Genomic DNA, 21,951 nt, shown 5'->3' with positions numbered 1-21,951 from the left:
TACGTCAGGCATTCAACGGGGTTCGTAACGTGTTGATGCGTAGGAAAAACGTCTTAGCAACATAAGCCCGTCAATACATTCGGAAACGATCGGATGCCGTCGATCGGGCCGCAGGCGGAAAAGGAATTCAAAGTCAGAGCCATGCCGAGATCCGCAATTTCCGGAGATCGGCAGTGACAGCCGTGTTCGAGCGCGGAAATGTACTGACGCTCGCTCAAGTTACGCCTCAGCGACAATCACTGACTATTTACCCACAGAACGACACGGCTTTTATCCAATCAGCACTGAATCCGGGCGGTTATTGAACGAGTATTAAATAAACAACAGGGAGACCCTTAGTCATGCCCCAGGAACTCACGCTGAAAAATGCATCGAACAACGTGCCCGACACCAGCGACCCGACCGCTGGCAAGCACAGCGCTGAGCGCTGGGTATCGACATTGTCAAAAACACTGAATCTGAGCAGAAAGGCAGTCGAATCCGGCGACGAAGAATCCCAGAATTGGAAACAAGCCGATGGTGAAACCGAGCCGCCCCGCAATCTGAACGATTACAAGCAGATCGTGACGATCGGCGACGATCTCATTCGCTACGAGACCAAGGGCGGCAAGGCCATCGAAGTCGACCGGCAATCCACGCCGACGCTGTTCGAGACGATCAAGCAGGATTTTGATCAGATCAATGGCATCAACGAGAGCGCGGAAGATGGCTATGGCGTATTACCGCCCGATGCCGAGCCTCCCGGCAAGCTTAGCGACTACCGTTTCATCGCCCCGCCCGATGAAGCTGCCAAGGGTGTCATCCGCTACGAGATGCAGAACGGCACCCGGGTCGTGGTTGCCGAACGCGCCGCCCCCGTGCTCTACGCCGCCATCAAGAAGGATTACGAAAGCCTGATCGGCATCAATGAAAGCGAGGCGGACGGCTACCAGCGCATCGGCGCCGACGCCACCCCGCCCTCTTACTACAACACCGAGGTCGGCGCGCCCGGTGAAGTCGGCCCGGAGGTGATTCGCTATGAGCATGACGGTGAGAAGTTCGTTGTCGCGCGCAGCGACAACCCGGAGCTTTATGACTACTTGAACGAGCAGTACGCGACCTTGGGCGGTAACGCCGAGCATCAGAATGCCATCGATGGCGCGGTGGACGATGGCGCCACCATCGCCGGCGCCGATACCGAAGCGCCCAAGTTCAATGATTTCAAGGATTTCAGCTGGCAGACCGATGCGCGTGACGACGTCATTCGTTTCACCACTCACGACGGCAAGAATGTGGTGGTGTCGAAGGCCCTGACGCCAGCGTTGTTCGAAACGGTTTCCAACGCACAGAAAACCTGGGACCGGATCCACGAGCTCGAGGACGACGGTTACAAGCTACGCTCTGTGGACGAGGACATTCCGGTCCTGGGCAAGGGCGACAGCGTCAAGAGCGCCACCGACGAGCACGGTGACGTCATCGAAGGGCTCAAGCTGGTCGAGGTCGATGGCGAGAAGTTCGTGGTCTCGAAGGGGGTGACACCTGAGCATTTCGAGGCTGCCTCCAGCTTCCAGCAGACATCGAGCGAGGACGTCATCGACAAAGCCTTTGCCGATCACGACCTGCCCGAGTCGGAAGAGACCAATCTGATGGGCCAGGAGACCACCGTCGAGAATGATGACGGCGACGCGAAAACGGTCACCGAGCTCTACATGGAGAAGCTCGAGGAGAAAGCGGAAAACTCGGACAACGAGAACTTCAAGAAGTATGCCCGCCTTCTCGAACTCAAATCCCAACTGGACGACGGCAGCTTCCAGTATCTGCCCTACATGACGGTCAATCACGGCGGCGACTGGACCTACTACGCCAGCGACACCCAGGGCATGGATCCCGCCGACCTGCGCGGCCTGATCCATGAGGAGAAGCTCGGCGAGGAACTCGCCAAACTGCTCGGGGACGAGGAAATCGCCAAGTTCACCGACGAGGCGATGACGGAAGCCCAGAGCAAGATCAAGGATCGCGACGGGCTCGCGGACAAGATTTACGACTCGTTGACCGGCGATAAAGGCGCGGAATACCTCGACGCCATCGAGGACCTGCGTGGCAAGGGTTTCGGCGACGAAGCCGCCACGCGTTTGAACAATGATCTGAACACGCTGCAAGCGCTCGACCCCGACCGCGCGGCCGAGGCGAGAGGCAGCATCACGGCGGCCAGTACCGCCAGAGGCATCGAGGAAGAGCTCAGCGATATCGACGCCGAATATGAGGACGGCGGCGACATATCACCCAAGAGCGAGGAAGCCGCGGAGCAGGTCGCTGCCGACATGCTACCGACGATACTCACAAGTATTACCTACAGCACCTTCGGCATTCAGACCACCGACGGCGTCTGGAATGCGGTGAAGGATGCGCTCTCCGCCGACAAGACCGATCCCAAGGCCACGGTACCGCCCAATCTGTCGGCAGACGAGAAAATGCAGTTCACCAAGATCATGGCGATCGCCTCTGGCGTGAAGGAGGCTATCAAGTCGCTGGCGCTGAGCGGTAGCAACGTCAAGGAGGCCATGTCGAGTCCGATCCTGCTCGAGAACATCACCCAGCGCGCCGTGGATAAATATCAGCAGTTGACCCAGGGGAAAAGCGGGAATCCACCGGCCGTTCAGGTCGGCGATGCCGAGAGCGCAACATTCAAGGACTCGCTGAAGAGCGGGTTCCGCAGCCTGATGAGCTCGAATACCATGTTCGCGATTGGCGGCACCGCCGCCTTGGCTAATGCCATCTATCGCCGCTCGGGTGACGATTTCGGTGACACCTGGCAAGAGCGCATGACCGTCGCTCGCGGCATGCTGGTGTTCATCGGCACCACGCCTTTCGCGCTCAAGGGCATCACCGATGCAGTGGGCCCGAAACTCGATGAAGGCGGCCGGCTGGCCAAGCTGTTCGGCACCACCAACATCACCCAGGCGCTCGGACTCGACAAGGAGATGGGCGATGTCCTTCGCGAGCGCTTTCCCGACAAGTTCAACGGCGATAAAGCACCCTCCCTCAACCCGGGCGAGCAGGCGCGAGGCAAGCTGGACGACATTCGCGGCAAGCTCGAGTCTTTCGATACCCTCCTCGATCAAGAGAATGCCCCCGATTTCGAACAGAAGGCTCAGGGGTTGGTCGACGACATCCAGGGCCAACTGGACGAGGTCGATCGCATCGTCAAGGAATCCGACTCACTCAGCGACGATGACAAGAAGGAGATCCAGCAGCGCCTGGACACTATCGAGGATCGACTCGACAAGGTCGAAATGAAGAAAGAGGGCTTGGCGCCCCAGAATGCGGACGATCTCAGAGCGCTGGTCGACGACCTGTTCGAGGAAATGCAGCCCTTCGCCTCCTCGGCGACACCATCGGAACAACGCTTCGCCCAGATCGACGACTTCGATCGGGCCGTGGCGGAGTACCGCCAGTTACTGGACGCCGATGGCAAGGGCAAAGGCAAGATGCCGGACCAGGCACCAGCCATGTTCGACGAGATGATGGAGAAGCATCGCGCCATCCGCTCCTCGATCGAATCCGATCCGACGCTATCCGATGCCGAACGCGCGCAACAGCTCGACCGACTGGATGATATCGCCAACCGCCTGGACGATGTACGCCCGACGGACAGCGGCGCCCTGCCCAGCGGCGCTGGCGACGCGCTGGACGATCTCGACAGCTTTAGCGACGATCTCCACCAGCGCTTCGAGCCTGGCAACGGCGAATCGTCGAAAGCCGCCATGCAGTCCTGGAATCAGGCGCTGGATGACGAAGCCGACGTCATGACCAACGGCGAACGCACCCAGGGCGGCACGTCGCCCGACGGCCCCGGCAACACGAGTGGTGACGGCCACGGGGGTACCAACGGTGATAGTGGCGGCAAAAAGAAGACCAACATCTTCGGCCCGGCGCTCAAGGGCCTGGCCTACATGACCGACTTCGCCGGCGGCATTCTCGATACCGTCGTCGCGGGCGTCGGGTTGAACCAGCTGATCAAGAACGGCGGCACCCCGATGGAGTTCGCCGCCAGTTCGACTGGCGTGGTCTCCGGCTCGTTCTTCACCATCGGCGGCGCCGCCGAAATCGGCGCATCGCTGCAGACGGCTTCCCGTGTGCTCTCCGGGCTGGGCGCGGGTCTCCGTGCAGCCGGGCCGATCGGCAATCTGATCGGGCTGGGCGTCGGCTTCGCCAGCCTGATTCTCAATGCCGTGATGGCCCAGAAGAAAGGCGCCGAGACCGAAGGCAAGATACGCGACCAGTTCGAGCAGTTCGCCGACGATGGCGTGACCGAGGACGATTGGGGCGAGAAGTTCAACTACCTGATCAACTCAAGCTACGGCTTCAAGGAGATGATGCACGCCGGAGACGACGACAAGGAACCCGACCCCCTGTTCAAGGAGTGGTTCCCCGAAGACATGGCGGCGTGGGATGCCCAGCCGGAGCAGTACGACAAATTCACCCAGGAGATCGAGGAGAATGGCAACGTCGATGACTTCTTCTTCGATTTCGACAAGGACCAGATGCAGCTCAATATCCACGGCCAGGAGTTCTACCAGGAGCACAAGGAAACCATCGACACCATTCTCTTCAACTGGGACGAGGGCGATGGCGGCAACGACTGGACGGGCGGCGACGATATCGTCAGCAAGAAGGATCTGAAGAAGATCGCCGATCCGGAAAACGGCCACTCGAAGAAGGAGCGGGACGCGGCGCAATTCCTGCTCGACAACGAAGACTTCTTCGCCCTGCTGGATACCTTGCATAAACAGGACGGTTCGGATGGCAAGATCAGCAGCGCCGACATCGACTCCTGGATGCAACTGATCGGCGAGCGGGCGATCACCGACGACAACCCGGCCTTTGCCAAGGAAGATAGTATCTGGGACAACCCGGCGTCGTATAAGCTGTAAGCTCCGGGCCGATACCCAAGGCACCGATACCCAAGCTCAGGAAAGTCCAGCCTTGAGCGCCAAGCGACGAAAAGCGGGCCATGCCTCACTTCGAGGCATGGCCCGCCGCTGTTGTCGCGACCGGATCGCCGGTCGTGTTCAAGCCGGAACTCAGCCGAACTGGTTCATGGTATTGAGCCCACCGCCGGCCTTGAGTGCGGCCGCGCCGGAGAAATACTCCTTGTGGTCGTCGCCGAGATTGGACCCGGCCATGTCCTGATGCTTGACCGATGCCAGACCGCGCCGGATCTCGCGGCGCTGGACGCCCGCCACGTACGCCAGCATGCCTGCCTCGCCGAAATAACCTTCAGCCAGCTCGTCGGTGGACAGCGCCGCCGTATGGTAGGTCGGCAAGGTGATCAGATGATGGAAGACACCCGCCTCGCGAGCCGCATCGCGCTGGAAGTCACGAATCCAACGATCTGCCTCTTCCGCCAGCTCGGAGGCATCGTATTCGGCGCTCATCAGCAGGCTGCGCTCAATGCCGGACAGGTCCCGACCCGCCGCCTGCCAGCTATCGAAGACCTGCTGACGAAAGTTGAGCGTCCAGTTGAACGAGGGCGAATTGTTGTAGACCAGCTTGGCATCCGGTACCACGGCCCGAATGCGGTTGACCATCCCGGCGATCTGACCGATGTGGGGCTTCTCGGTCTCGATCCACAGCAGGTCGGCACCGTTCTGCAGCGAGTGGATGCAGTCCATCACCACCCGGTCCTCGCCAGTGTCGGAGCGGAAGCGATACAGCCCATTGGCCAGGCGCAGCGGTTTGCGTAGATCCCCATCGAGCTTGATCAGGATGTCGCCTTCGTTGACATCATCGACCGAGCAGATCGGCACCGTGCACAGGAAGCTGTTGTACTGATGGGCAAGATCGCCTGGCTCCTTGCTCATCGGCAATTTCTGCGTCAGCCCCGCGCCCAGGGAGTCGGTCCGCGCGACGATAACGCCCTCTTCCACCCCGAGTTCCAGAAACGCATGGCGAACCGCGCTGATCTTGGCGACGAAATCCTCATGCGGAACCGTCACTTTTCCATCCTGATGACCGCACTGCTTGGCATCGGAGACCTGATTTTCGAGCTGGATGCAGCAGGCCCCTGCTTCGATCATCTTCTTGGCCAGCAGGTAGGTCGCTTCTTCGTTACCGAACCCCGCATCGATATCGGCAATAATAGGGACGATGTGCGTCTCGAAATGATCGATCTTCTCTTGAAAACCGCGCGCCATCACCTCGTTTCCACTTTTCCTGGCCTGATCCAGCTCACGAAAAAGATGTGTCAGTTCACGCGCATCGGCCTGCCTCAAGAACGTATAGAGTTCTTCTATCAACGCCGGAACCGCCGTCTTTTCATGCATGGACTGATCGGGAAGCGGACCGAACTCGGACCGCATCGCCGCGATCATCCAGCCGGAAAGGTAGAGATATTTGCCTTTCGTGGTGCCGTGGTGCTTTTTGATCGAAATCAGTTTCTGCTGCCCGACAAAGCCGTGCCAGCAGCCCAGAGACTGCGTGTACCGTGACGCGTCTTCATCATACTCGCGCATGTCGCGACGCATGATACCTGCCGTGTAGCGAGCAATGTCGAGCCCGGTACGAAAGCGATTCTGCGCTCGCATTCTGGCCACGTTTTCCGGATCCACATTGCCCCACCTGCTGTTGTTCTCTTGACACGATCGAGTCAACGCTTCGATATCACTCTGGTAGATCGACATGAAAACCTCCGCCAATATCGGTTTGGAAATCAATTTCGTTTTTCAGCTATCGCTGAACGATTTCGAGACGATCATAAAACGAACGTTTTAACTTCTTGATCCGAGCGATTCATGACGTCTTCGGCAAGATCAATATGCGGCCCGATTCGAGACGACAACAATCATTACTTAGGTGGCGTGGGGGTAGGTTAATTACCCAAAACTGTCTATTAGGATGATTTATGTAGTCATGTATGACGTATGACGGCAGTGGATCCATTGCAGAGTCATCATTTGCCAATAGTATGATGCAGTCGGTCATGATCGGCGGCCAATTCAAAAAGCCATGTCCATTCATCGACTTGGCGGAGGAAAACGGCAGCCCTCTTTCACACCGGAAACGAACCCGGCGAAATCCGACAACCAAACGCCCGAGCGACTTTCGTCGCACGGGCGATAATCCAGTTTCACGCTTTTTTTAATCTGCGGTCGCGATTTCCAGCCCCTCGCGAGTGACTTGCGCCACCCATTCCAGCTCTTCCGGGGTGATCACGTAAGGCGGCATCCAGTAAATCACGTTACCCAGCGGGCGCAGCATCACCCCGCGTGACAGGGCATGTCGGAACACCCGCAGCCCGCGCCGTTCACGAAAGTCATAGGGCGTCAGGCTCGCCTTGTCCTTGACCATCTCGATCGCCATCACCATGCCCGTCTGGCGCACATCACCGACGTGGGGATGATCGCGCATCGGTTCGGCGAGCCACCCCATCAGCGCGGCCTTGTCACGATTGGCGACGATCACGTCATCCTGTTCGAAGATATCCAGCGTGGCCAACGCGGCCGCGCAGGCCAGCGGGTTGCCGGTGTAGCTGTGGGAGTGCAGAAACGCCTTGAGCGTTTCATAGTCATCGTAGAAGGCGGCGTAGACTTCATCGGTGGTCATCACCACCGACAGCGGCAGGTAGCCACCGGTCAGCGCCTTGGAAAGACACAGAAAATCGGGGCGAACGCCGGCCTGCTCGCCGGCGAACAGCGTGCCGGTGCGGCCGAAGCCAACCGCGATTTCGTCGAAGATCAGTTGAACTCCGTGGTGATCACAGGCCTCACGCAGCCAGGTCAGATACTCCGGCGGGTACATCCGCATGCCCCCGGCGCACTGGATCAGCGGTTCGACGATGACCGCCGCCAGCTCGTCGGCATGGCGCGCCAACGCCGCTTCCATCTGGACGAAGGCGACACGGGCCTGATCGATCCACTGGTCCCGTGGCAGTCCGAAACCGTCCGGCGCCGGCACCTTGATCACGTCCAGCAGCAGCGAGCGATAGGTCTCGGTGTAGAGCGCGACATCACCTACCGACAGCGCGCCCAGCGTTTCGCCATGATAGCCGTTGGAAATGGTGAGAAAGCGCCGCTTCTCCGGACGGCCGACATTGCGCCAGTAGTGGTAGCTCATCTTCAACGCGATCTCTACGGCCGAAGAGCCGTTATCGGCGTAGAAGCAGTGCCCCAGCCCGGCGGGCGCCAATTGGCCCAGGCGCTCAGACAATTCGATCACCGGCTGATGGGTGAAGCCGGACAGAATCACGTGCTCCAGTTCATCGAGCTGGTGCTTGATGCGGTCGTTGATGCGCGGGTTGGCATGGCCAAATACATTGACCCACCACGAACTGACGATATCCAGATAGCGCTGGCCTTCGAAGTCTTCGAGCCACACGCCCTTGCCGCGCCGAATCGGCACGATGGGCAGGGTCTCGTGGTCCTTCATCTGCGTACACGGGTGCCACAGGCTGGCCAGGTCGCGCTGCATCCAGTCGTTGTTGGCGCTCATTCGATATATCCATGGTCAGGGGTTTGGGTATTGGCGCTCGAGGCCAGCAGCGGTTCGATATTTAGAAAGTCGGCGACACGTTCGGCCGATGGCACCTGCAGCCCGGGTTCTTTTTCCAACCATGGAACGACACCCAGGCACGGCACGCCGGCCTCCTCGCTGAGCCAATGGATGAGCGAACCCAGATTCTCTTGCCGGCGAGGCAGCTCGGAGTCGATCACGTTGGCGACCCATCCTGCGATCGTCAGCCCGTCGTGAAGGATCGCTTCCAGCGTCAGCCGGGCGTGATTGATCGCGCCCAGTCGAACGCCGACCACCAGCACGACGGGCAACGCCAGTGCGATCACGAGATCCGACAGCGATTGGTGATCGTTGAGCGGCACTCGCCAGCCGCCGGCGCCCTCGATCAGGGTGATATCGGCACGCCGCGCTAGCAGCGCGCGCATGGGCAGTTCCAAAGCAGACAAGGCCAGTGAGACGCCCGCCTCCCGCGCGGCGAACTGTGGCGCGATGGCGGGCTCGAAGGCGAAGGGATTGATCGCCTCGTACGGCAGCATCGGGTGGCACTGGGCCTGAATCGCCAACGCATCGGCGTTACGCAGCCCCTGGGGCGTTCGCTCGCAGCCGGAGGCGACCGGCTTGCCGCCGGCCGTGGTCAATCCTCTGCGCCTTGCCGCTGCCAGCAGGCCTGCAGTTACCACCGTTTTGCCGGCATCGGTATCGGTGCCGGTGACGAAATAGGCGTTCATGAGTCAATTCCAGGGATTAGTGCGTTGCCTCGGGATTGGTACGTTGCCTCAGGATTAGTACGGTGCCTCAGGATTAGTACGTTGCGTCGAGATTGGAACGTCGCATCAGCACGGTCGCGACGCGATATCGGGTCGGTATGCCTGCGCCCTCCCGCCAGGTTTCCAGCGCCTGCGCCAGCTGCGCGAAGCGGCGACGGCCAGCCAGTCCTCCACCGGCCTGCTTAGAGGTGGTGATCGTGTTGGCACCGATACGTTTCAAGGCGCGAAGCGTATCGGTCGGCGTGGCGTGATAGGTCCGGCGTGTGGTCATGATCGCGTCGTGCAGCCGCCAACCCGGCCCTTTCAACGCGTCGATCAACCTGGCTTCGGCCATGAAGTCGTTGACGTGACGAGCGCCATCGACCTGCCGCCATGCGTGTTGCAACTCTTCCAGCGTGCCGTCGCACAGCGTGGTGAAGGCCAGCCAGCCGCCCGGCCGCAGCACCCGCGCCGCCTGCACCAGGAAGCCATCGAGAGAGTCGCACCACTGCAGTGCCAGACTGGAGACCATCAGATCGATGCTGCGATCGGCCAGCGGCAGCTGTTCCGCACTGCCGGCCAACCATCGTATCGGCCGACCGGTGTGTCGTCGCCGCGCTTCGACCAGCATGCCCGGCGCGATATCCAGCCCGATCGATACGGCGTCATAGCGCTGGGTCAGATGCGAGACCAGATAGCCGGTGCCACAGCCGACATCCAACAACGTGCGGGGGTCGAGATTCTGCGGCAGTCGGGCCATCAAATCGTCGGCGACCTCGCGCTGCAGCTGTGCGCCATCGTCGTAGGATGCCGCCGCGCGGGAAAAATTGGCGGCAATTCGAGCCTGTCGTGCGGCGTCATTAAACGAAAGCGCAACATTGGACTCGGCAGTCATGATGCACCTCGCGAACGCGGATGCTGTGAGCCAACGCACGGCTTCGGGTGCGATAAAGAGAAACGCGAGCGCAGGAAAGACGCCATCAGCTCGGCCGTCTCGTCGATCTGCGTCAGCGGAAAGGCGTGACCCGCGTCCGCTATCGATGCCGTGCGACCGCCTGCGGGCAGGCGTGCGGCGATGGCCTCGCGCGCAGACGACGGCACCAGCAGGTCGTTGTCGCCGAACAGGTGCAACTGGGGAATCCGTAGTCGCCCCAGGGTGTCGCGAAGATCGAACTGCGACAGCAGCGCCAGCCCTGCCAGCGATTGATCCAGCGGGGTTGCCTCGAGAGCCGCGAACAGCTGACGCCCCAGCCGGCGCGAGTCACGACCGCCCTGGGCGCTCAACTGGGCGAACCGGGACAAGGTGCGCCCGGGCGCTTGGTTGATTCCGTTTCGAAAGGCGCCGAACGTCTCCGCCGCCATGGCGTTGGGCCAACCGGGGCGGGCAACGAAACTGGCATTGGTGGCGAGGGTGATCAGTCCCCGCGCCCGCCGCCCGCGCCATTCTGCCAGTGCCGTGGCGAGCATGCCGCCCAGCGACCAGCCGGCGAGCCAGGCATCCTGCGGCAAGGCGTGATCGAGCGCCGCGATCCAGCTTTCCGAGCGATGACTGGTCAGTTCGGGATAGGCGACGCACTCGACGTTGAATCCGGGCAACCGCTGGCGCAACGCCTGTACCAGTGGCGCCAGCGGTGACGGCCCCAGCGCCCAGCCGGGCAACAGCACCAGCGTTTGGGTATTCATGTCGCCTCCTCGCAATTCGGTATCAGGCGACGCGCGCTATCGACCAGTGCGGTCAGCAGGCGCTCGAGGTCGTCTGGGGTATGGGCCGCCGACAGCGTGATACGTAACCGCGAGGTGCCGGCGGGGACCGTCGGCGGTCGAATCGCGGTACACCAGATTCCTGCCGCCTCCAGCGCTGCCGCCAGCGAGACGGCCGCGGCGTCTTGGCCGCCTCCCCTGGCGTCTCCCCTGGCGTCTCCCCTGGCATATCCCCAAGCAGGGCCGAGAACCAGCGGCTGAATCGGTGTCCGCGATGGCATCAGGTGAAGGTCGAACTCGCGCAATGCGTCAGCACCTTCGCGGAAACGATCGATCAGCGTCGCCAGCTGCGTTCGCCGATGCGGTTCGTCGCGCAGAATGTCCAGACTGGTCAACGTGGCCCAGGCCAGGGCCGGCGAGAGGCTGGTGGTATACACATAGGGTCGCGCGAACTGAATCAGTGCCTCGATCAGGGTCTCGCTACCGGCAACGAAAGCGCCCTGCGTCCCCAGCGCCTTGCCCAGCGTGCCGACAATCACCTCCACCCCACTGGGATCGACGCCCTGATCCGTCAGCGTACCGCCGCCCTGCGAGCCCAAAACGCCGACACCATGAGCGTCATCGATCATCAGCCAAGCGTGGTGTCGACGACACTGCGCCACCAGCGCGGCGAGCTCGGCGACGTCACCATCCATGCTGAAGACGCCGTCACTGACCACCAATCGGCGGCGTGCCGGATCAAGTCTGGAGAGCTGTTCACCGCAGTCGGCCGGATCGTTGTGTGCGAAACGCTGCAGCCTGGCGCCGGACAGGCGAGTGCCATCGAGCAGCGAGGCGTGATTGAGTCGATCATGCAGGGCGATATCGCCACGACTCAGCAGTGCCGAGATCACGCCGAGATTGGCCTGGTAGCCGCTGGAAAACAGCAGCGCCCGTGAGCATCCCGTCAACTCGGCAAGCCGAGATTCGAGCCGCTCGTGGGCTTCGCTGTGGCCGCAGACCAGATGTGAAGCCCCGCCGCCGGTACCGAAACGGCGCGAGCCGTCGGCCAGGGCCTCGGCCAATCGCGGATCGCCGGCCAATCCCAGATAATCGTTGCTGCAAAACGCCAGCATCTCGCGCCCGTTGCGACGAAAGCGGGGCCCTATCGCTGTCGTGGTCACGCGCCGGCGGTAGCGCTGACGCTCTCGCTGCACTGCCAGACGCCCCGCCAGCGTCTCATCCAGCGAGCCTTCCAACGAACCATCCAACGAGCTATCCAGCGACTCGTTTGGCGAATCGCTCGGTGAATGGCTCGGTGAATCGCTCGGCGAATTACGTGATGCCCCCGGCACTGCCGTGTCACTCACGCTCAGGCCCGAGCCGCGTTCGACGCCATGGCGTCGGTGACCATGGCATCTAGCCGTGCTCGGGTCACGCGTGCCTCGAGGGCGGCCTCATGCGCTGCATCATCGACGTCTTCGCGCGTCTCGGGATGCAACCCGAGACGCTCGAAAAGCTGACGGTCGTGGGCCGCCTGCGGGTTCTGCGCGGTCAACAGACGCTCGCCGTAGAAGATCGAGTTGGCACCGGCGAAGAACGCCAGAGCCTGCGTCTCGTCGCTCATCAATTCACGCCCGGCGGCCAGGCGCACATGCGAGTGCGGCATCAGGATTCTGGCCACGGCGATGGTGCGAATGAACTCGATGGGGTCGAGATCCTCGACGTGTTCCAGCGGCGTGCCCTGGATCCGAATCAGCATGTTGATCGGCACGCTCTCGGGATGCACCGGCAGGTTGGCGAGCTGCTGCAACAACCCCGCCCGGTCACTGACGCTTTCGCCCATCCCCAGAATGCCGCCACTGCAGATCTTCATGCCGGATTGGCGTACGTGATCGAGGGTTTCCAGACGATCGGCGTAGGTACGGGTGGTAATGATCTCGCCGTAATACTCCGGCGAGGTATCCAGGTTGTGGTTGTAGTAGTCGAGCCCGGCGGCGCCGAGCTGCTCGGCCTGATCGCGGTTCAACATGCCCAGCGTCATGCAGGTTTCTAGCCCCATGGCGCGCACGCCGCGAACCATCTCCAGCACCAGCGGCATGTCCTTGGCGGTGGGATGCTTCCATGCCGCGCCCATGCAGAAACGGCTGGCACCGACCGCCTTGGCCTTGAGCGCCTCGGCCATCACGGTTTCCAGCTGCAACAGCTTTTCGCGTTCGAGCCCGGTGTTGTAGTGCCCGGACTGCGGGCAGTACTTGCAGTCTTCCGGGCAGGCACCGGTCTTGATCGAGAGCAGCGTGGATATCTGCACTGCGTTGGGATCGAAATGCTGGCGGTGAACGCCCTGAGCCTGAAACAGCAGATCGTTGAACGGACGCTCCAGCAGTGTCTGGATTTCGTCGCGCTGCCAGTCGTGGCGCAGCGTCGCGCTCAGGGAAGGAAATGAAGGCATCGCCATGCTATTAGTCAACCTGTATGAAATCGATGGTTGACGGCATGGTGTCACGGCAATTAGTTAACTTCAAATTTAAGGATGGTTTACAGAACGAATTGGACACGCCAGAACACGACGCGCCAACAGGCGCCCGTCGCTTGGAGATAGCTCAGGCGGGCCAAGAGGCAAGTATTCACTCGCCCATGACGTACTCATCGTTTATCGAGTTTTTGTCTCCCAACCACGAAATAGTATTGCGGTCCAATATTCCAGCACTGTGACAAATTCGTACTATTGGAAGAACAATCGAAGAGAACCGGAGGTAATAGAATGCAGCGGAGCGACACACCCAAGGGGGTTACTCCATGACCATTACCATCCGGCCGTCTACAACCCCTTTTTCCAGATCGCTGAAGACTTGGTTTATGTCTTCAAGTCGGGTCTTATGAATATGCGCCTTGACCTTACCTTCAGCGGCGAATCGCAGAGCCTCGGCCATGTCGTTGCGCGTCCCAACGATAGATCCACGCAAGGTGATGCGTTTGAGCACCACGTCGAAGATTGGCGTTTGGAATTCCCCCGGTGGCAAACCGTTGAGGCTGATAGTGCCTTTACGGCGGACATAGTTGAGCGCCTGATTGAAAGCTGGGACCGAGACCGCTGTGACCAACACCCCGTGCGCACCACCACCGGTGGCAGCAATCACCTGATCGACGGCGTCTTCGTCTAGGGCATTGACCGAGACATTGGCTCCCAGCTGTTTGGCCAGATCGAGCTTTTCCTGAGAGACGTCCAGCGCTACCACATGCAGGCCCATCGCCTTCGCATACTGCACCGCGATGTGGCCCAATCCGCCGATACCGGAAATCGCGATCCACTCCCCCGGCTTGGTGTCGGTCTCTTTGATACCCTTGTAGGTAGTGACGCCGGCGCACAGGATCGGTGCGATGGCAGCATAGTCAACGCCATCCGGCAAGCGTGCGACATAGTCGGCGTTACCGGTAGCGTACTCCGCAAAGCTACCGTTGACGGTATAGCCGCTCATGTTCTGGCTCTCGCACAACGTCTCCCATCCGGTGAGGCAAAATTCGCAGTGCCCGCAAGCGTCATGCAGCCAAGCGATGCCGACGGAGTCACCCTCCTCGAGATGCGTGACGCCTTCGCCCAAGGCAACGATTACGCCAGCGCCCTCATGGCCAGGAATGAAAGGAGGGGTCGGCTTGACCGGCCAGTCGCCGTGAGCGGCGTGTAAATCAGTGTGGCAGATGCCACTGGCCTTGATCTTGACCAGCACTTCGCCCGGCCCCGGTTGCGGCACCGGCACTTCTTCGATTACCAGCGGCTGGCCAAACTCGTGAACGACCGCCGCTTTCATGAACTCAGGCATACCTTCCTCCTTTACCGGCTCGTGGCCGATGCGATGCGGAGCCGACATTCATACGTCGACGCTTTCAGTCAACTTCAGACATCCATGCTCGCAAGATTCAGATCGTCGCAGGCCAGGCAGTAGACAAACGGCATGCGATAGCGGCACTCAAACTTTGCCATCTTCCCTTTTAAAGCAGTACTAGTGATGCGCTCATCATAGACACCGAAGTAGTTCGTCAAGAACTATCGAACTGACTTTCGGTGTCATCGGTAAGTTACGATAAAATCATCGAGAAATAGCCACCGATCAGCGCCAGAACCGTCGTCAGAGCGTAACTGACCGGATAAGGCACGGCGGCCACCGAGCTCCCCGACTCTTCAATGATCGCATTCAGTCCTGGCGTACTGTTGCGCCCACCTGTGGTGGCACCATCGGCGATGATGGAGTTAAGCCCAAAAAATTTAAATCCGACCCAGAATGCAATCAACGGTGGGACCAAAGCACCTAGCGTCCCTATTAGCGCCAACCACACCAAGGTGTCGCCACCGAGCGCAGTGATGACTTTGGGTCCGACATTCGCAGATAGAACCACGACAAACGCATTCAACCCAAAGTCCTGAAGAAAACTCCGTGCGCCTTCATGAACTGGCCCGCCGAACTCAGGATTGCGGCTCCGGAAGTAGCTCACGCCCACGCCTGCGAGAATACACCCTGCTGAAGTACCTAGAGAGAATGGGATACCCGAGATCGAGACACTAACAATGCCAACCAGATAGCCCACCAACATGGCCAGCGCAAGATAGAGCACCTCGGATTTCATTGTCGATAGGATCGCGCGTCCGCCCAGTTGCTTTGCGGCAGCCTTAAGCGCTGCATCGGGCCCAGTCAAACGCACCACGTCGCCGAATGACACGACGCTAGCCGGTCCAAGCGGAAGTTCATTGCCAGCTCTGAAAAGCGCCTGTACTTCCACGCCTCCGGTTCCGTGACTTGCCAACTCTTGAAGCGTCTTCCCCGAGATAGCATGAGAGCCAATGTGGACGTCAGCCACTTCCAGAGGAACATTCCGAGCAAGAGCCTCATCGGACTCCGGTCCTATCAACTCTCCCTCTTCAAGTATTAGGTCATGTACGTTCCCACGCACCGTTACAATGTCGTTCATCGCAAGCACGAGATCATCGGACAAATCGAGGATTTTATGGTCTCGCACGACACGCAGTATCGGTACCTGAGGGTAGTCTTTAGCTAGCTGAGCAAGACTAAGACCGATGAGCTGTTCATGAGTCACACAAAACGCGCGTAGATCGTACGGCGAGAATCCCATTATTAGCGCGCCAGGCGCTCCCGGTACAGGATGCGTCGCGCCACCACTGTATTCAGTCTCGGCCAGCTTCGCATCCGCCTTGGCATCGCGACCAAAAATCCGCGGCAGATATCGAATCAACAGGATAATGCCGACACTCGATAATACATAGCTGATGGCATAAGCCGCAGCCATATTGGCTCCGACCTCTTCCACTGTCATCCCCATAGGGGGCGTATAAGCACCGCTCGACAGTGCGCTCTGACCGACACCGAGAATGGCCGTGATGGTATAACTGCCTGAAATCAATCCTGTCGCATATCCGGGTGCCAACCCCACCCAAGACGCGCCGAAATAGCAAATGACCCAATTCAACGCCCAAACGATGACGCCAACTCCAATAAAGGCCAGCCCCCCCTTTCGAAGACCAGAAAAGAACTGCGGCCCCACCTTCAAGCCCAGTGCATACATGAATAGCAAGAGCATGAAGGAGGATAAGATTCCAGGGATGGAATAGGTGATCCCGTAAACGGCCTCCGCCACCATCGAAATGATGACACCGACCAGCAATGAACCAGCCGTTGAGCCTAGGGAGACGCCCTTGAAATCGACTTTCCCTATCAGATTACCAAGCGCCAATGCGAGAAGAATAAATGCAATTGGCTGATTTCCGAGTAGCTCAAAAAAACCGTGTACTCCGGTTTCTGCTACGGGTTTTACGCTATCGAAGATTTGGCCAATGACGCGCCCTCCTGCGGAGGACGCGCTATCCTGGGCAACGGCAGGTCCTGTAAAAAATAGAAATGCCAAGCCCGAATAGCGAATGAAGATGCCTGATACCGATCGAACACAACGATGTATGTCAACCATGATGGAACCCCGGTTTGGCCGTCGAATTAGGCACAGGGTTTTCCGATAGGTGTTTAATCGCACGCTTCATATCGTCGAGAAGTAAACGTGCCAGATCACGACTCACCCCATGTCGGATCAAGATACGCTGAACGACGGTTTCCTGACGATTCGAGGGCAGCGGGTAAGAGGCGATCTGCCAACCCCGCATCCGAAGCCGCTCAGATAGATCGTAAAGGCTGAAGCCATGATCGGAATCGGTCAGCTTATAAGCCACCGCCGGCAACCCACCATGCCCGTCGTAAACCATTTCGAACGGCCCAATCTTCGCCAGCGCATTGCCCAACCACTGTGCCGTATCGGAGCAGGCTTGCTGAATAGCCGTATAACCATCACGCCCCAGACGCAGAAAGTTATAGTACTGCGCAATGATCTCTCCGCCAGGACGAGAGAAGTTGAGTGCAAAAGTCGGCATATTGCCGCCAAGATAGTCAACGTAGAAAATTAAATCTTCTGGTAAACCTTCTTTTGATGCCCAGATGATCCAACCCACGCCTAGCGGGGCTAGCCCATACTTGTGGCCCGATGCATTGATGGAGCGCACCCGTTCGATCTGAAAATCCCATACCAGATCACGCTGGATGAACGGCGCGATAAAACCACCAGATGCGGCATCGACGTGGATAGGAATATCCAGCCCCAAGTCGCGTTCGATGGCGTCAAGCTCTCGCGCCAAGGCTTCCACGGGTTCGTAGATGCCTGTAAACGTCACCCCAAGCGTTGCAACAACCCCTATCGTATTTTCATCGCAGTACTTTCGAAGATCCGCGGGTTGTAATCCCAGCGCCTCCCCTTCAAGCGGAACTTCTCTAATCTCGACATCAAAGTAACGCGCAAACTTTTTCCAGCAGATCTGAACGGGGCCGGTCACGATATTGGGCTTGCTCGCGTCCTTCCCTTCAGCTTCCCGCCGTTGACGCCATTTCCATTTGAATGCAAGTCCGCCAAGCATCGCCGCTTCGCTGGATCCCGTCGTCGAGCAACCGATCGTCTCCCACGATTTCTGTGCGTGCCATAAATCGGCAAGAATATGCACACAGCGATTCTCGATCTCCGCCGTCTGAGGATATTCGTCTTTGTCGATCATGTTTTTATCGACGGCATCCGACATCAGCTGTTTGACTTCATCCTCGACCCACGTAGTGCAAAACGTGGCAAGATTCTGGCGCGCATTACCGTCGAGCAATAGTTCATCCCGAACGAGGGAATAAGCGGCGTGTGGTTCAGTTCGCCCTTGTGGAATCCGGAATTTTGGAAGGCTTACCTGCGAAGCATCAGTGGTATAGATATCTCGGATGCTCGATTGGTCACCTGCGTCGACATGATGGATAGGCATACGATTTCCTTCGCGGTATGTGAAAAACATTTAAAAAATGACCGCGCGAAAGTATTTCTATCGCCTTCCTCGATTGCTCCCAGCCTCAATGTTCTTGCAGCTAGAGGACTATCCGTATCAGGCCTAGAAAAACCAAACCATGCTTAGAATATCGATCGGCAAGCCATGACTAAGTATTCTTAGTCTATCGCCGAGAAACTCTCACTACCCGACATGTATATGCGGTCAAAAATACATTATCATTTGCCAGATAATTAGAATAGCCAACATTGATTAATTATAATTAACAAAATATTTTTAAAATCAACTTAACGATGACGATTCCAGAAAACAGCATGTACGTCAGCAGAAACAGGGGCAGGGTGAGCGGTGAGCGATAGATAGGAGGTCAGGCGGCTCGCCATGGGCTCGGATGGACTGGCTCAGCTGGGCAAGCTGGATGGACTGGAAGGCAGGTATTGCTGCTCGCCCCAGGGCAGGACGAGCGATAACGGTTCAGTGAGTCTTCGACTTGGACTGCTGATACAGGTCCAGTGCGATCTGACACAGCGCCCCGGCCAGCAGTTCCAGGTTGTCGTCGGATTCCTCGTTGGCGACAACGACTCCAAAGGAACCATCCGGACGCTCGGTCAGCTCGATGCTGTAGCGCTTGAGTTCCTGCTGCTCGATCATTTCAGCCATGACTCGCTCCTGGTCGTCGGATCCCGTTATTCAGGAATGACCTCAGTGTGCAGGGGTTTTATGTCAGCAGCGTGACAGATTGGTGATATCGAGATGAACGTTTCGATACAGACGAACGTGCGCCGGGGAATTCAAGAATACGCCAGGAAGGCAGGAAAACGATGTCATGCGAAAAAACATCAAACGGAGGGAAATCATCTTGCGAGGAAAAACATCATCGCATTGGCTCCCCGAACAGGACTCGAACCTGTGACCCAATGATTAACAGTCATTTGCTCTACCAACTGAGCTATCGGGGATCGATGCGGCAATGATGTCATACGGTGTCGGCGATGGCTCCCCGAACAGGACTCGAACCTGTGACCCAATGATTAACAGTCATTTGCTCTACCAACTGAGCTATCGGGGATCGTCGTTCACCGCTGGCTGATGTTGGCTCCCCGAACAGGACTCGAACCTGTGACCCAATGATTAACAGTCATTTGCTCTACCAACTGAGCTATCGGGGACCATCCTTCAGCACGCGGCGTAGTATACGCGTTGAGTCCTTTGCGTCAAGGCCGACTGGCAGGAATGTTCAAAACGGAGGGCGCGAATTATCCAGCACAATCAATACGCTGCATGGCAGCGCCTGCCCTGGCCAGGTTCGGAAGGAGATCACGTGTTCCGGCCAATATCGTGCAGAAGACAGCGTATCGAGGAGAGGAGCGTTGGTGGCTACGCCCTGATTCGAACAGGGGACCCCATCATTATGAGTGATGTGCTCTAACCAGCTGAGCTACGTAGCCAACGCGGTTGCCTGAAGACGGCAGACGTTGCCGAGCGGCAACGGGGGCGGACTATACCTGCGGGCCCGCGCTTCGACAAGGGAAACACTGCATAAATGTCTGCGCGGGCAAATCACTTCGTTGTGCGGTGCGCAGAATCCTCACCTATACCCCATAGGCTCCGGTTCCTGTGCGCCGTACGCCTCGCGCTTTACTCCGCTCGTCGATTTATTCAGCGCTTCCCAAGCCCGCAGTGACAATCCAGGCGATTTTTCGCCATTGCCTTCGGTCTTAAACGCCCAGGGCTTCCTTGACCGCCGGCAATCCCGGTTCGCCATCGGCGGTCTTCACGCCTTCGAGCCAGGCATCCAGCGTATCGGGATGGGCCTTGAGCCAGGCGCGGGCGGCGTCTTTCTCGTCTTCACCGTCATCCATGATGCTGCCCATGACTTCGTTCTCCATATCGAGCGTGAAGCTCAGATTCTGGAGCAGCTGACCGACGTTGCCGCACTCGTCGACATAGCCGGCGCGAGTGTTGGTGTAGACGGTGGCGCCGCCGTAATCCGGCCCGAAGTAGTCGTCCCCACCGGAGAGATAGCCGATATCGAAATTGGTGTTCATCGGATGCGGCGCCCAACCCAAGAACACCATCCAACCGTCGCTCTGGGTACGTGCTTTCACCTCTGCCAGCATGCCGGCTTCGCTGGAATCCACCAGTTGCCAGTCGCCCAGACCGAAAGCGTCGTCGTCGATCATCTGCTGAATGATCATGTTGCCGTCGTTACCCGCTTCGATCCCGAACAGCTTGTGGCCGAACTGATCGGCATGCGCGTCGAGATCGGCCATCGAGGTGACACCGGCGTCGATGACGTACTGCGGCACGGCCAAGGTGTATTTGGCGCCTTCCAGATTGGCTCGAGGACGATCGACCTGCCCTTTCTCGATGTACGGGTCACTGATCGATTTCATCGACGGCATCCAGTTACCGAGGAAGACGTCGAAATCGCCACCTTTCATGCCCGCGTAAGCCACCGGCACGGAAACGGTATCAGAGGCCGCTTCGTAACCCAGATCTTCGAGGACGACACTGGCGAGGGCGGTGGTGGCCTGGATGTCGGTCCAGCCAACTTCCGCGAAGTGAACGGTCTGACAGCTCTCGGGTTCCTGTTGTTGTGTCTGGGCTTGGGCCTGAGTCAGCGGTGCCGTTGCCAAACCTACGCTGGCGAGGGTCCAGAGGATCGGTTGATGTTTCATGCTTGAACTCCCTGATCGTATTATGAGTTATCGTCAATAATCACTGATTATCGAATACTGAACTTTCCATTCGACAGAACAATACACTAGTTTTTATTGATTGACCGTTCAATAAAAAATTTCCATAATGGTGGCGTTCTCTGACGATGAAAGCCAAGTTAAGGAGAGCGGAACAGATGAAGGTTAGCGTAATCGAGGTCAGTCAGCCCTGACGCGACCATCGGGACAGGCCTATCGGACCAAGCCTGGAACGCACCCTCCGCAGGCTTTCATTCTACAGCCCCGATTCAGGAGACAAGCCCGTGCCGAAACTGGGTATGCAACCCATCCGCCGTCGCCAGCTGATTCAGGCAACGCTGGAAGCGATCGATGAAGCGGGTCTGGCCGATGCCACGATTGCGCGAATCGCCAAGCGTGCGGGCGTCTCCACCGGCATCATCAGTCACTATTTCGCCGGCAAGGACGGGCTGCTCGAAGCGACCATGCGTCACGTCCTGAGTGATCTGGGCACTGCCGTACTGGAACGCCGCGCGGCACTGGGCAATGCGCCCCCGGAAGCGCACCTGCATGCCATTATCGATGGCAACTTCGACCGTAGCCAGACCAGTCAGTCGGTGATGAAGACATGGCTCGCGTTCTGGGCCAGCAGCATGCATCACCCTCCGCTTCAGCGGCTGCAGCGCGTCAACGATCGGCGGCTTTACTCCAATCTAAGCTGTCAGTTTCGTCGCGTACTGCCCAAGCGGGAGGCGAGAAACGCCGCCCGTGGTCTGGCGGCCCTGATCGATGGCCTGTGGCTACGCGGCGCCTTGGCCCCGGAAGGGCTCAATGTCGACCGAGCCCGTCAGCTGGCCTACGACTATGTCCGCGTCCAGCTCGAGACGGCACGGCCCGTCAGAACCCGCGCCAACGATTACGCCTGAACAGATACGCTAGACGCTGACATGGCAAGCCGGGCCCGAGCGCTCATCTAAAGCACGCA

Annotated in this window: 14 protein-coding genes and 4 tRNA genes; 2 read left to right on the top strand and 16 right to left on the bottom strand. The window is 58.8% G+C overall.

Annotation, left to right across the window (positions count from 1 at the left end; translation table 11 throughout):
• Positions 1–341: 341 nt before the first annotated feature.
• Complete coding sequence (locus DOM27_RS09750; RefSeq protein WP_110655810.1) at positions 342–4,913, top strand: spectrin repeat-containing protein; 4,572 nt, start codon at positions 342–344, stop codon at positions 4,911–4,913.
• 150 nt (positions 4,914–5,063) lie between these two features.
• On the opposite strand, the gene DOM27_RS09745 is transcribed toward DOM27_RS09750, so the two are convergent.
• The 16 genes from DOM27_RS09745 to DOM27_RS09665 form a co-directional block, all read right to left on the bottom strand.
• Positions 5,064–6,662, bottom strand: a complete 1,599-nt coding sequence (locus tag DOM27_RS09745; RefSeq protein ID WP_110655809.1) for an isocitrate lyase — start codon at positions 6,660–6,662, stop codon at positions 5,064–5,066.
• 457 nt (positions 6,663–7,119) lie between these two features.
• Positions 7,120–8,469: an adenosylmethionine--8-amino-7-oxononanoate transaminase gene (locus DOM27_RS09740; protein ID WP_110655808.1), complete on the bottom strand. Its 1,350-nt coding sequence runs from the start codon at positions 8,467–8,469 to the stop codon at positions 7,120–7,122.
• Positions 8,466–9,218 (bottom strand): dethiobiotin synthase, encoded by a 753-nt coding sequence (gene bioD / locus DOM27_RS09735; RefSeq protein WP_110655807.1) that lies wholly within the window; start codon positions 9,216–9,218, stop codon positions 8,466–8,468. The genes DOM27_RS09740 and bioD overlap by 4 nt, the downstream gene beginning before the upstream one ends.
• A gap of 73 nt (positions 9,219–9,291) precedes the next feature.
• Positions 9,292–10,131 carry a malonyl-ACP O-methyltransferase BioC gene (gene bioC, locus DOM27_RS09730; protein ID WP_110655806.1) on the bottom strand — a complete coding sequence of 280 codons (840 nt, stop codon included), beginning with the start codon at positions 10,129–10,131 and terminating at the stop codon, positions 9,292–9,294.
• Positions 10,128–10,919, bottom strand: a complete 792-nt coding sequence (locus DOM27_RS09725) for an alpha/beta fold hydrolase (RefSeq protein WP_110655805.1) — start codon at positions 10,917–10,919, stop codon at positions 10,128–10,130. Before DOM27_RS09725 ends, bioC begins: the two co-directional genes overlap by 4 nt.
• Positions 10,916–12,187, bottom strand: coding sequence for an aminotransferase class I/II-fold pyridoxal phosphate-dependent enzyme (locus tag DOM27_RS09720; RefSeq protein WP_425353290.1), 1,272 nt, complete (start codon positions 12,185–12,187; stop codon positions 10,916–10,918). Before DOM27_RS09720 ends, DOM27_RS09725 begins: the two co-directional genes overlap by 4 nt.
• Positions 12,188–12,288: 101 nt before the next feature.
• Positions 12,289–13,368 (bottom strand): biotin synthase BioB, encoded by a 1,080-nt coding sequence (gene bioB, locus DOM27_RS09715; protein WP_223162336.1) that lies wholly within the window; start codon positions 13,366–13,368, stop codon positions 12,289–12,291.
• A 340-nt stretch (positions 13,369–13,708) separates the two neighbouring features.
• Positions 13,709–14,737: an alcohol dehydrogenase AdhP gene (adhP, locus tag DOM27_RS09705; RefSeq protein WP_110655802.1), complete on the bottom strand. Its 1,029-nt coding sequence runs from the start codon at positions 14,735–14,737 to the stop codon at positions 13,709–13,711.
• 256 nt (positions 14,738–14,993) lie between these two features.
• Complete coding sequence (locus DOM27_RS09700; protein ID WP_188113704.1) at positions 14,994–16,892, bottom strand: aspartate:alanine exchanger family transporter; 1,899 nt, start codon at positions 16,890–16,892, stop codon at positions 14,994–14,996.
• Positions 16,885–18,267 (bottom strand): glutamate decarboxylase, encoded by a 1,383-nt coding sequence (gene gad, locus DOM27_RS09695; protein WP_110655801.1) that lies wholly within the window; start codon positions 18,265–18,267, stop codon positions 16,885–16,887. Before gad ends, DOM27_RS09700 begins: the two co-directional genes overlap by 8 nt.
• A gap of 495 nt (positions 18,268–18,762) precedes the next feature.
• A complete protein-coding gene (locus tag DOM27_RS09690; protein WP_075561163.1) occupies positions 18,763–18,948 on the bottom strand; it encodes a hypothetical protein in 186 nt (61 codons plus the stop codon).
• Positions 18,949–19,171: 223 nt separating this feature from the next.
• Positions 19,172–19,247 (bottom strand) — tRNA-Asn (locus tag DOM27_RS09685).
• 34 nt (positions 19,248–19,281) lie between these two features.
• Positions 19,282–19,357, bottom strand: a tRNA-Asn gene (locus DOM27_RS09680).
• Positions 19,358–19,381: 24 nt separating this feature from the next.
• A tRNA-Asn gene (locus DOM27_RS09675) sits at positions 19,382–19,457 on the bottom strand.
• A 202-nt stretch (positions 19,458–19,659) separates the two neighbouring features.
• Positions 19,660–19,736, bottom strand: a tRNA-Met gene (locus DOM27_RS09670).
• A 270-nt stretch (positions 19,737–20,006) separates the two neighbouring features.
• Positions 20,007–20,969: a choline ABC transporter substrate-binding protein gene (locus tag DOM27_RS09665; RefSeq protein ID WP_110655800.1), complete on the bottom strand. Its 963-nt coding sequence runs from the start codon at positions 20,967–20,969 to the stop codon at positions 20,007–20,009.
• 302 nt (positions 20,970–21,271) lie between these two features.
• Here DOM27_RS09665 and betI point away from each other — a divergent pair, with 302 nt between their 5' ends.
• On the top strand, positions 21,272–21,892 hold the full coding sequence (betI, locus tag DOM27_RS09660) for a transcriptional regulator BetI (protein ID WP_110655799.1): 621 nt from the start codon (positions 21,272–21,274) through the stop codon (positions 21,890–21,892).
• Positions 21,893–21,951: the final 59 nt, after the last annotated feature.

The sequence above is a fragment of the Salinicola halimionae genome (genome assembly GCF_003206065.1).
Taxonomy (GTDB): domain Bacteria; phylum Pseudomonadota; class Gammaproteobacteria; order Pseudomonadales; family Halomonadaceae; genus Salinicola; species Salinicola halimionae.
The sequence above is the reverse complement of the archived record's forward strand: the minus strand, read 5'-3'. Positions and strand labels throughout refer to the sequence as shown.

Coding starts and splice junctions, on each gene's coding strand:
- DOM27_RS09700 (WP_188113704.1), bottom strand. CDS start 16,892: ATGGTTGACATACATCGTTGTGTTCGATCGGTATCAGGCATCTTCATT.
- DOM27_RS09725 (WP_110655805.1), bottom strand. CDS start 10,919: ATGAATACCCAAACGCTGGTGCTGTTGCCCGGCTGGGCGCTGGGGCCG.
- DOM27_RS09665 (WP_110655800.1), bottom strand. CDS start 20,969: ATGAAACATCAACCGATCCTCTGGACCCTCGCCAGCGTAGGTTTGGCA.
- DOM27_RS09690 (WP_075561163.1), bottom strand. CDS start 18,948: ATGGCTGAAATGATCGAGCAGCAGGAACTCAAGCGCTACAGCATCGAG.
- DOM27_RS09750 (WP_110655810.1), top strand. CDS start 342: ATGCCCCAGGAACTCACGCTGAAAAATGCATCGAACAACGTGCCCGAC.
- gad (WP_110655801.1), bottom strand. CDS start 18,267: ATGCCTATCCATCATGTCGACGCAGGTGACCAATCGAGCATCCGAGAT.
- DOM27_RS09740 (WP_110655808.1), bottom strand. CDS start 8,469: ATGAGCGCCAACAACGACTGGATGCAGCGCGACCTGGCCAGCCTGTGG.
- bioC (WP_110655806.1), bottom strand. CDS start 10,131: ATGACTGCCGAGTCCAATGTTGCGCTTTCGTTTAATGACGCCGCACGA.
- bioD (WP_110655807.1), bottom strand. CDS start 9,218: ATGAACGCCTATTTCGTCACCGGCACCGATACCGATGCCGGCAAAACG.
- DOM27_RS09745 (WP_110655809.1), bottom strand. CDS start 6,662: ATGTCGATCTACCAGAGTGATATCGAAGCGTTGACTCGATCGTGTCAA.
- bioB (WP_223162336.1), bottom strand. CDS start 13,368: ATGCCTTCATTTCCTTCCCTGAGCGCGACGCTGCGCCACGACTGGCAG.
- adhP (WP_110655802.1), bottom strand. CDS start 14,737: ATGCCTGAGTTCATGAAAGCGGCGGTCGTTCACGAGTTTGGCCAGCCG.